At 39.4% G+C, this 10340-nt stretch carries 10 protein-coding genes and 1 pseudogene; 4 read left to right on the top strand and 7 right to left on the bottom strand.

Annotated features, from left to right (window positions below):
* From ACSHZO_RS08135 to ACSHZO_RS08110, 6 genes and pseudogenes are all read right to left on the bottom strand, one after another.
* Positions 1 to 192, bottom strand: a pseudogene (locus ACSHZO_RS08135) (IS256 family transposase); the annotation flags it as partial.
* 357 nt (positions 193 to 549) lie between these two features.
* Positions 550 to 1980, bottom strand: a complete 1431-nt coding sequence (gene pyk / locus ACSHZO_RS08130) for a pyruvate kinase (RefSeq protein ID WP_298246976.1) — start codon at positions 1978 to 1980, stop codon at positions 550 to 552.
* Positions 1980 to 2459 carry an IPExxxVDY family protein gene (locus tag ACSHZO_RS08125; RefSeq protein ID WP_298246975.1) on the bottom strand — a complete coding sequence of 160 codons (480 nt, stop codon included), beginning with the start codon at positions 2457 to 2459 and terminating at the stop codon, positions 1980 to 1982. Before ACSHZO_RS08125 ends, pyk begins: the two co-directional genes overlap by 1 nt.
* Before the next feature lie 117 nt (positions 2460 to 2576).
* Positions 2577 to 3308, bottom strand: a complete 732-nt coding sequence (gene rnc / locus ACSHZO_RS08120; RefSeq protein ID WP_141876290.1) for a ribonuclease III — start codon at positions 3306 to 3308, stop codon at positions 2577 to 2579.
* 3 nt (positions 3309 to 3311) lie between these two features.
* Positions 3312 to 4565 (bottom strand): beta-ketoacyl-ACP synthase II, encoded by a 1254-nt coding sequence (gene fabF / locus ACSHZO_RS08115; protein ID WP_295181744.1) that lies wholly within the window; start codon positions 4563 to 4565, stop codon positions 3312 to 3314.
* Positions 4566 to 4579: 14 nt separating this feature from the next.
* A complete protein-coding gene (locus tag ACSHZO_RS08110; protein ID WP_013069791.1) occupies positions 4580 to 4816 on the bottom strand; it encodes an acyl carrier protein in 237 nt (78 codons plus the stop codon).
* Positions 4817 to 4962: 146 nt separating this feature from the next.
* Here ACSHZO_RS08110 and purN point away from each other — a divergent pair, with 146 nt between their 5' ends.
* The 4 genes from purN to ACSHZO_RS08090 all read left to right on the top strand — a co-directional run bounded on the left by purN (position 4963) and on the right by ACSHZO_RS08090 (position 8994).
* Positions 4963 to 5553 carry a phosphoribosylglycinamide formyltransferase gene (gene purN, locus ACSHZO_RS08105; RefSeq protein WP_298246974.1) on the top strand — a complete coding sequence of 197 codons (591 nt, stop codon included), beginning with the start codon at positions 4963 to 4965 and terminating at the stop codon, positions 5551 to 5553.
* Between the two features lie 5 nt (positions 5554 to 5558).
* On the top strand, positions 5559 to 6023 hold the full coding sequence (gene rnhA / locus ACSHZO_RS08100) for a ribonuclease HI (protein ID WP_026913786.1): 465 nt from the start codon (positions 5559 to 5561) through the stop codon (positions 6021 to 6023).
* Between the two features lie 74 nt (positions 6024 to 6097).
* Positions 6098 to 7021, top strand: a complete 924-nt coding sequence (locus ACSHZO_RS08095; RefSeq protein WP_026913785.1) for a PfkB family carbohydrate kinase — start codon at positions 6098 to 6100, stop codon at positions 7019 to 7021.
* 74 nt (positions 7022 to 7095) lie between these two features.
* Positions 7096 to 8994, top strand: coding sequence for an amidophosphoribosyltransferase (locus ACSHZO_RS08090; RefSeq protein ID WP_298246973.1), 1899 nt, complete (start codon positions 7096 to 7098; stop codon positions 8992 to 8994).
* A 631-nt stretch (positions 8995 to 9625) separates the two neighbouring features.
* On the opposite strand, the gene ACSHZO_RS08085 is transcribed toward ACSHZO_RS08090, so the two are convergent.
* The gene (locus ACSHZO_RS08085; RefSeq protein WP_295181523.1) at positions 9626 to 10234 is read right to left on the bottom strand and encodes a superoxide dismutase; all 609 of its coding nucleotides are present in this window, start codon (positions 10232 to 10234) and stop codon (positions 9626 to 9628) included.
* Positions 10235 to 10340: the final 106 nt, after the last annotated feature.

The following is a 10340-nucleotide window of genomic DNA, read 5'->3' as shown; positions in this document are numbered from 1 at the left end:
CTGAGAATAACCGTTCCTGGTATTTCCAGATCCAGACTTTTGGTTCTTGTCGTAATCCAGATGGCCATCAAGTTCACCTTCAAGCATTTTCTCTAATCCTCGTTTTTGAAGTTGCTTGAGAAAGCTGCTAAGTTCTTCTCCGGATTTAAACTGTTTTAAAAACTCATCATCGAATAGATCTTCTTTTTTCATCAATGTGTAAATATTAGTGCCTGGATTTTGCAGGCAAGGTTAAAAAAATAACGGGGCTAACAAACCCCGTTATTCAATACTTACACAGTTTTTAATATAGTGCCGCGAATTACGAGTCCGCAAATTCCCGAACTCCTAAGTACCAGTAAATAATACAAAGACTTCAAGATCCTGAAGTTAACTATGGACACACTAGAGGTTGTATTCAGGCATAATCAATACGGAAATAAGAGTAGATTGATCAAAGATATTCTTGTTCGGGAAGATCTGGATATCGGTGACCGATATTTTCACCATTAAAAAACCGGATACCTGCTTTTGCAGATACCCGGTCGTTATATCTAAACTTGAAAGGTTCTATTCTATTTCAGAAACTCTTAGCGTATTCACCATTCCCTTAGCGGTAATTGGCATTGCGGCAAGGTTAATCGTAAAGTCTCCAATTTCCACGAATTTATATTGTTTCGCCATATCGTTAATATCGTCAATAGTTTCATCTGTACTCACGAACTTATCGTAGAAGAAAGCTTTCACACCCCACAAGAGGCTCAGTTGGTTAAGAATCCTTCTGTTCGATGTAAATACAAGAATATGAGCTTCTGGTCTCCATGCAGAGATCTGGAATGCCGTATAACCACTATTAGTTAACGTACAGATTGCTTTAGCCTTGATCTCGTTAGCCATGTGCGCTGCATGATAACAAACAGCTTTAGTAATATATCTTTTCGTTCTTACGTGCGGTGGTTCGTGTGGCACCTTAATAAGTGGAGAATTCTCTACACTTTCCAGGATCTGCGCCATTTTCTGAATGACCTGTACCGGATATTGTCCTACGGAAGTTTCTCCGGAAAGCATCACCGCATCTGCTCCATCCATTACCGAATTCGCAACATCGTTCACTTCTGCTCTGGTAGGCGTAAGGCTCGTGATCATGGTTTCCATCATTTGAGTTGCGATGATCACCGGGATTCGTGCTTTTTTAGCTGTAAGTACCAGTTTCTTCTGAATTAAAGGGACTTCCTGAGCAGGAATTTCCACACCAAGATCACCACGCGCAACCATCAATCCGTCACAATAAGCAACGATTTTATCTATATTTTCAACACCTTCAGGTTTTTCGATCTTCGCAACGATCGGAATTTTGAATTCTGAATGCTCATTGATCAATTTCTGAAGTTCCATAAGATCTTCAGCATGTCTAACAAAAGAAAGTGCCATCCAGTCCACAGCAAGTTCGCAGGCAAATTTGGCATCCTTGACATCTTTCTCTGTAAGCGCAGGCAAAGAGATATTTGTATTTGGAAGGTTTACACCTTTTTTTGATTTTAATGGTCCACCCTGGATAACCTTGGTAGTAACCTCATCTTTCTTGTTGGTTTTAACCACTTCGAAGATCAGTTTTCCATCATCCAGCAGTATTCTTTCCCCAGCTTTAACATCCTGCGGAAAAGTTTCGTAGTTCATGTACACCCGTTCAGAAGTGCCTTTGAAAGGTTTTCCAGTTACAAACGTGATCTGGTCACCTTCAGAAACCACTACTTCCTCCTTCATGACTCCTACTCGAAGTTTTGGACCCTGAAGATCGGCAAGGATCGCGGCATTGAAACCTTCTTCCTCGTTAAGTTCTCTAATCATCTGCACCCGTTCTTTCACATCTTCATAATCTGCATGTGAAAAGTTGATACGAAATACGTTGACACCTTCCTGCAACATTCTCTTTAAAGTATCTTTGCTACTGGTTGCAGGGCCCAGTGTGGCAACTATTTTGGTTTTCTTGTTGGTCGGCATTATTCGAAAATTAGATTTTGTTTGTTCTTCAGCTTATCCACTTCTATAGCGTAAGCTGCCTGTACTCCTGGAATTTGATTAATCTTGTTCAGAATCCTGATGAATTCTTTAGGTAGAATTTCCTCGCTTATCTTAAGAAAAAAATCAACTTTACTATATTCAGATATAAGGTTAATTTCTTTTGAACTGAACTTTTCCTCATTAAAAAGGGAACCTGTACTTAGAATCCTTTTCGGTTCTCCCTTGAACTTATTGGTAACCAGTTCAACGCTGTAGTAAGCTTTTGGATCTTTGAAAGAGTAAAGAGCATAAAAGGCGTGATATTCAGAATGATTAAAATCAATGTCTGTTGCCTCTCTCTCCAGCTTTGTTCGCAAATTCTTATTGATTAAATAAGCCATTCTATACCCCTCTAAAGAAGAGTAGATCGCGATCAATTGAAAGCTCTCATCTTCAAACTCAAGCAGTTCCTTATGCATAAGCACAAATTCGGAATTTAGGTTAAAGATAATATATCATTGCTGAAATGAAGATATTAGGGGTCTAAAATTCATAATTTTCTACGAAAACGTTATAGTTTACGTTAATTTCGCAAATTATTTTATTTTAGTTTGAAGTGCGTAGTAAGCGCGTTTCGATGCTTTCTCTTCAGCTTTCTTTTTTGAAGTTGCCCTGGCCTTAGCTACCACCCGATTTTCAATTCGGAGTTTTACCGCGAAATGTTTAAGTTCATCATTCCCGGTATCCTCGTAGACTTCGAAATCAAATTCCTTCTTTTCCTTCTGGCACCATTCTATTACCAGGCTTTTATAGCTAATTACTTTTCCTTCCAGTTGTTCTATATCCACATATGGATCTATCACTCGCTCGTAAATGAAGCGTTCACAATATTTATAACCTCTATCAAGATAAATAGCACCAACGAGAGCTTCAAACAGGTTTCCATGAATATTCACTCCAAATTGAGTGACAGGGATATTGGTTTGAACATGTTCGATAAGACCCAGGTCTTTCCCTAGTTCATTCAGGTGCTTACGACTCACCACCTTGGAACGCATTTTAGTAAGATAGCCTTCATTACCGCCGGGAACTGCTCTAAACAAATGAGAAGCGACCACCGCACTCAGCATGGCATCGCCAAGAAATTCCAGTCGTTCAAAGTTGATGGCATTACCATCTTCATCTCTTCGATTAAGAGAGCGATGGGTAAATGCCTTTTTATATGGAGAAAGTGTCTTTGGTTTAAAACCCAGGATTTGAGTTAGGATATTAAAAAAATTCCCGCCTTTATAAGAGCGGGAATTTAATATGTTACGAATGACGCTCATGGTCTATTCGTCTAATTTTTTAAATACTACACAGGCATTATGACCTCCAAAACCAAACGTGTTACTCATAGCGATCTTGACTTCTCTTTCCTGAGCTTTGTTCAGGGTTAGATTAAGTTCAGGATCAATATTTTCATCAATGTTCTCATGGTTGATGGTAGGCGGGATCAAACTATATTTCATTGAAAGTATCGACGCAATTGCTTCAATGGCTCCAGCAGCACCAAGAAGGTGACCGGTCATTGATTTCGTTGAATTAATATTCATGTTCTTAGCATGATCTCCAAATACCTTGGAAATAGCCTTTAGTTCAGCTACATCCCCAAGTGGCGTAGAAGTACCATGTGTATTGATCACATCTACGTCCTCTGGTTTTAAACCTGCATTCTTAAGGCAGTTTTTCATTACAGCAACAACTCCATCTCCTTCCGGATGCGGAGCAGTCATGTGATAAGCGTCTGAAGAAAGACCACCGCCAAGCAATTCAGCATAAATCTTAGCTCCTCTTGCTTTAGCGTGCTCATATTCTTCTAGAATAAGAGCTCCAGCTCCTTCGCCAAGAACAAATCCGTCCCTTGTGGAATCGAATGGTCTTGATGCTGTCTCCGGGCTTTCGTTTCGGGTAGAAAGGGCATGCATTGCGTTAAATCCACCCATTCCTGCCAGTGTCACAGCAGCTTCAGATCCTCCTGAAACAATTACATCACTGTATCCCAACCTAATGTTGTTAAGTGCGTCTATCATTGCGTTTGCAGACGATGCACATGCCGATACTGTAGTATAATTTGCTCCCATAAATCCGTGCTTGATAGAAATATTACCCGGGGCAATATCTGCTATCATCTTCGGAATAAAGAAAGGATTGAATCTTGGAGTACCATCACCTTCAGCGAAGTTAATGACTTCATTCTGGAAAGTTTCCAGTCCACCTATGCCGGCACCCCAAATAACGCCAACGCGATATTTGTCTACCGTTTCAAGGTCTATACCAGAATCCTCGATAGCTTCGTCTGCAGATACCATTGCATACTGAGCGAACCTATCAAGTTTTCGGGCCTCCTTGCGATCAAAATGATCTAAAGGATTAAAATTTTTGAGTTCACATGCGAATTTAGTCTTGAACTTTTCAGTATCAAAATAAGTGATAGGCGCGCTACCACTTTTTCCACTTTTAAGTCCTTCCCAATATTCCTCTAAATTGTTACCAATTGGGGTTAAGGCTCCAAGGCCTGTAACTACTACTCGCTTCAACTCCATATGGTGTCTATGATTTATTTTTTAGCGTCTTCGATATATGAAATTGCCTGACCTACAGTTGCAATGTTTTCTGCCTGATCGTCTGGAATCTGAATGTCGAATTCTTTTTCGAATTCCATGATCAATTCAACTGTGTCTAGTGAATCAGCACCCAAGTCGTTGGTGAAGCTGGCTTCGTTTACAACTTCATTCTCGTCAACTCCTAATTTGTCAACGATTATAGCTTTTACTCTTGATGCAATGTCTGACATAATTTTTTATTTTAATTTTGATTAGGTGGCAAAAATAAAAACTTTTATTTTAAAACCGATTTTTACTCCAAAAATGTGATGGTAATTTACATAAATTCACTCAAAGCAGTTAATTTTACATCCTAATAATTGTTAACAGCCTTATTTTGAGTGACAAAAGAAATACGACCAGAAAGAAGATTGTCATTTTTGCTTCAGGCTCCGGTACGAACGCCGAGAATATTATCAGGTACTTTCAGGAATCCAGTGATACCAGCGTATTAGCGGTATTCTCCAATAAAAAATACGCCGGCGCTTTAAAAAGAGCGTATGACCTACAGGTAAAAGCCTTGCATTTTGACAGAAATTCATTCTACCAGACCAATGAAGTACTTCATATTCTGGTAGATATGAATCCAGATCTTATTGTTCTGGCAGGTTTTCTATGGCTGTTCCCATCCAAGATTATTGCTGAATTCCCAGATCGTATCATCAATATTCATCCCGCGCTACTACCTAAATTTGGTGGCAAAGGTATGTATGGAAATAAAGTTCATGAGGCAGTCATAGAGAAAAAAGAAAAAGAAAGTGGCATTAGTATTCACTATGTAAATGAACGTTATGATGAAGGAAATATCATTTTCCAAGCCACCACTCCAATTACTGCGGAAGATACCCCAGAAAGTCTTGCCACAAAAATTCATGCGCTGGAATACAAGCACTTCCCGGAAGTGATCCAGCAACTCCTGCAAAAATAAATGAAGTGATTACACCAAAGGTGCATATTTATACAGATGGTGCTGCTAGGGGCAATCCAGGTCCCGGTGGTTTCGGTATCGTGATGGAATGGGTAGGCAAACCGTACCAGAAAGAATTCGCTCAGGGTTTTAAACTTACTACCAACAACAGGATGGAACTTATGGCTGTGATCGTCGCCTTGAGCAAATTAAAAACACCCGGAACACCCGCTAAAGTTTTTACAGATTCCCGCTATGTTTCAGATGCCGTGAACAAAGGCTGGATCTTCGGCTGGGAAAAGAAAAATTTTGTAAATCGAAAAAATGCTGATCTCTGGAAAGCTTTTCTTAAGGTCTTCCGAAGACATAAAGTTGAGTTCCAGTGGATCAAAGGACATAATGATCATCCACAGAATGAGCGTTGTGATGCACTGGCAGTAATGGCCTCCAAAGGAAAGGACCTTCCTGCAGACGATGGTTATAAAGCTTAACAATTGAACCTGGCAATCAGGTTTACAGCTTGGAAAACAAACTGTATATTTGCAGCGACAATTTAAAACCCGTTATGAGTAAATTACTTATTGTAGGAACTGTAGCTTTTGATGCTATTGAAACTCCTTTTGGAAAAACAGATAAAATTTTAGGTGGAGCAGGAACTTATATAGGCCTGTCTGCAGCCAATTTCGATATAGACAGCGCAGTGGTATCTGTGGTGGGAGATGATTTCCCCCAGGAATACCTTGACCTTATGAAAAACAATAAGATCGATATTGAAGGGATCGAAGTTGTAAAAGGCGGTAAAACATTCTTCTGGAGTGGTCGTTACCATAATGACTTAAATAGCAGGGATACCCTGGACACGCAATTGAATGTACTGGCAGATTTTCAGCCAGTAGTTCCTGAAAATTATAAGGACGCTGAATACGTAATGCTCGGGAATCTACATCCGCTAGTGCAATTAAGTGTTTTAGAACAGATTGAAAATCCTAAGTTGGTGGTTCTTGATACCATGAATTTCTGGATGGATAACACTCCTGAAGAGCTTGATAAAGTTATTGCTAAAGTAGATGTGATCACCATCAATGATGAAGAAGCAAGACAACTTTCAGGCGAATACTCTCTGGTGAAAGCTGCCAGAAAGATCGCTGAAATGGGTCCTAAATATATTGTGATCAAAAAAGGAGAACATGGAGCGCTGCTTTTTCATGAAGATCAGATCTTCCATGCTCCTGCCCTTCCCCTGGAAGAAGTCTTTGATCCAACTGGCGCTGGTGACACCTTTGCTGGTGGTTTTATTGGGTATCTTGCCAGAACGAATGACATTTCTTTTGAGAACATGAAGAATGCAGTTATCTATGGATCCAATCTCGCCTCCTTCTGCGTTGAAAAATTTGGTACTGAGCGAATGCAGAAATTAACTCGCGAGGAAGTGAATGAAAGGCTTCACGATTTCAAGAAGTTAACACACTTTGAAACAAAATTAGACTAGTAAAACACGCCCTGTAATTTCAGGGCTTTTTTTGTGACATAAACAACAACACAACAAATTCCAGATAAGACCCTATGAGTGACGCTATCAAACACGAATGTGGAATTGCACAGATAAGGCTTCTTAAACCATTAGATTACTATAAAAAGAAGTATGGTACCGCCTTCTATGGTGTAAACAAAATGTACCTGCTTATGGAGAAACAGCACAACCGTGGTCAGGATGGTGCAGGTTTTGCCAGTATCAAATTGAATACAGCACCGGGTGAGCGTTACATTAGTCGCGTAAGGTCTAATGCTGCACAGCCAATTCAGGATATTTTTGAACAGATCAATCAAAGGATCAATGATGAGATCCTGGCAAATCCTGAGTATGCAGAAAACACTGAACTTCAGAAGAAATATATACCTTACCTGGGTGAGGTTTTCCTGGGTCATGTTCGCTACGGAACCTTCGGAAAGAATAGTATAGAAAGCGTACACCCATTCCTGAGACAGAACAACTGGATGCACCGTAATCTTATAGTTGCCGGGAATTTTAACATGACTAATGTAAACCAGTTGTTCGATAATCTTGTAGAACTTGGACAACATCCAAAAGAACGTGCAGACACTGTGACGGTGATGGAAAAGATTGGTCACTTCCTGGATTCAGAAGTAAGAAAATTATACAAGAAACTTAAGAAAGAAGGTTTTTCCAAGAAGCAGGCTTCTCCACATATCGCAGAGCAGCTTGACGTGGCGAAGATCCTGAGAAAGTCTTCAAAGAACTGGGATGGTGGTTATGCCATGGCAGGGATGATTGGTCACGGTGATTCCTTCGTACTTCGGGATCCTGCAGGGATTCGTCCCGCATATTATTATAAGGATGATGAAGTGGTTGTGGTAGCTTCAGAAAGACCTGTGATTCAAACAGTTTTCAATGTAGATTTTGATGATGTTCACGAATTACCTCCTGGGAACGCGATCATCACTAAAAAAAGCGGAGAGGTAAATATTACCGAGATCCTTAAACCTCTGGAACGAAAGGCCTGTTCTTTTGAAAGGATCTATTTTTCCCGTGGTAGTGATGCTGAAATTTATGAAGAGCGTAAAATGCTTGGTAGATTACTCATGCCAGATGTATTGAAAAGTATTGAACATGATACCTTAAAAACTGTTTTCTCATTTATCCCTAATACTGCGGAAACTTCTTTCTACGGAATGGTGGAAGCGGCTCAGGATGAGCTCAACAAACAGAAGAATGAAGCCATCCTCGAGGAAAAGGAAAGTCTAACTGACGCCAGGCTGCAGGGAATTTTATCGCACAGGTTAAGAACTGAAAAGATCGCGATCAAGGATGTAAAATTACGAACCTTTATTACTGAAGACAGCAGCAGAGATGACCTCGTGGCCCATGTTTATGATGTGACTTACGGCGTGGTAAAACCCGACGATAACCTGGTTATCATCGATGATAGTATTGTTCGCGGAACTACGCTGAAGAAAAGCATCATTAAAATGATGGACAGGCTTAAACCGAAGAAGATCGTTGTGGTTTCTTCTGCTCCTCAAATACGATATCCAGATTGTTATGGAATTGACATGGCCAGGCTGGAAGATCTTGTTGCCTTTAGAGCCGCATTGGAGCTGTTGAAGGAATCTGACCAATATGAGATCGTAGAAAAGGTTTATGTGAAATGTAAGCAGCAGGTAGATCTGGATGATGCTGAAGTGCAGAACTTCGTCAAGGAAATATATGATCCATTTACTAATGAACAGATCTCTGACAAGATCTCTGAATTATTATGTGATACTGATGTAAATGCTGACGTGAAGATCATTTACCAGACGGTAGAAAACTTACATAAAGCCTGTCCGAAAAACCTGGGTGACTGGTACTTTACCGGTGACTATCCTACTGCTGGCGGGAACCGTGTAGTAAACCGGGCATTTATTAATTTCTATGAAGGAAATACAGAAAGAGCATACTAAATAGCTCTTCAACTAGTAAATATGCATTTGGTCTAATAATATTTGTAGCTAGGTTTTATCTATCTACATTAGTACCATGCCATAACATAAGTAGGTTAAGTTCATGGTAGATTTGGGGCAAAAAAAGGTGGATTCATTCCGCCTTTTTTTATGTCCGGTCGGTAAATTTCTCGAGGTGGTAACCACCTACATTTTTCTGTTATTAAGCCAATTAACTATTTTTAACGCATTTCATCTAAAAGATTGATTTGCAACGAACATTCGAACTATATTTATTAGACCATAGCATAAGTAGGTTAAGTTCATGGTAGATTTGGGGCAAAAAAAGGTGGATTCATTCCACCTTTTTTTATGCATATAACTGAAGATTAGCTTGTTTAAATCTTCTACCTACTGCTTAAACAACTAATTATTTCAAGCTACTTGTCTAATTTTCAGGTATTTCATCCAAAACTTTTATATACAACCAACATTCATCTTATCTTTATTAAACCATAGCATAAGTAGGTTAAGTTCATGGTAGATTTGGGGCAAAAAAAGGTGGATCTTTATCCGCCTTTTTTTATGCATATGACTTAACAAAAAAAGACCGCCAATTGGCGGTCTCAAGGTTTAGAAAACGAATTCTAAATTATTTTGCTTTTGCGTATCTGCTAGAAACTTCTTTCCAATCGATCACATTAAAGAATGCATCAATGTATTCAGGACGCTTGTTCTGGTAGTTCAGGTAATAAGCATGCTCCCAAACGTCTAGTCCAAGAATTGGAGTTCCGCCACAGCCAATTTCAGGCATGATTGGATTATCCTGGTTTGCAGTAGAACAAACTTCTACCTTTCCACCACTATGTACACATAGCCATGCCCATCCAGATCCAAATTGTCCAGCAGCTGCATTAGAAAATTTCTCTTTAAAAGCTTCGAAAGAACCAAAAGCGCTATCGATCGCTGAAGCTAGTTCGCCTTCTGGTTTTCCTCCACCATCAGGAGACATTACTTCCCAGAATAAGCTGTGGTTGTAAAAACCACCACCATTGTTTCTAACCGCTTTATTAGACATGTCAAGGTTTTGAAGAATATTTTCAATATTCTTTCCTTCCATATCTGTACCTTCAATAGCATCGTTCAGTTTTTTGGTGTAACCGGCATGATGCTTATCATGGTGAATTTCCATTGTTTTTGCATCTATATGTGGCTCCAATGCATCAAAAGCATATTTTAATTTTGGTAATTCAAAAGACATAATTATCTGATTTTTTTGTGATTAGTACATTATATTCCTTCAAATTTAGCCATTAAGGCATTTAATGAAAATTATTTACTGTTATAAATTACTTAAAAGCAATGCC

Source organism: Christiangramia sp. 3-2217-3z (assembly GCF_051195275.1).
Lineage (GTDB): Bacteria > Bacteroidota > Bacteroidia > Flavobacteriales > Flavobacteriaceae > Christiangramia > Christiangramia marina.
Note: the sequence above shows the minus strand (reverse complement) of the source record. Positions and strands in the feature narration are given on the sequence as shown.

Bases quoted from the DNA above. Each gene is read 5' to 3' on its own strand.
- fabF (WP_295181744.1), bottom strand. From the start codon at position 4,565: ATGGAGTTGAAGCGAGTAGTAGTTACAGGCCTTGGAGCCTTAACCCCA.
- ACSHZO_RS08110 (WP_013069791.1), bottom strand. From the start codon at position 4,816: ATGTCAGACATTGCATCAAGAGTAAAAGCTATAATCGTTGACAAATTA.
- ACSHZO_RS08125 (WP_298246975.1), bottom strand. From the start codon at position 2,459: ATGCATAAGGAACTGCTTGAGTTTGAAGATGAGAGCTTTCAATTGATC.
- ACSHZO_RS08095 (WP_026913785.1), top strand. From the start codon at position 6,098: ATGAGTAAATTACTTATTGTAGGAACTGTAGCTTTTGATGCTATTGAA.
- rnc (WP_141876290.1), bottom strand. From the start codon at position 3,308: ATGAGCGTCATTCGTAACATATTAAATTCCCGCTCTTATAAAGGCGGG.
- ACSHZO_RS08090 (WP_298246973.1), top strand. From the start codon at position 7,096: ATGAGTGACGCTATCAAACACGAATGTGGAATTGCACAGATAAGGCTT.
- pyk (WP_298246976.1), bottom strand. From the start codon at position 1,980: ATGCCGACCAACAAGAAAACCAAAATAGTTGCCACACTGGGCCCTGCA.
- ACSHZO_RS08085 (WP_295181523.1), bottom strand. From the start codon at position 10,234: ATGTCTTTTGAATTACCAAAATTAAAATATGCTTTTGATGCATTGGAG.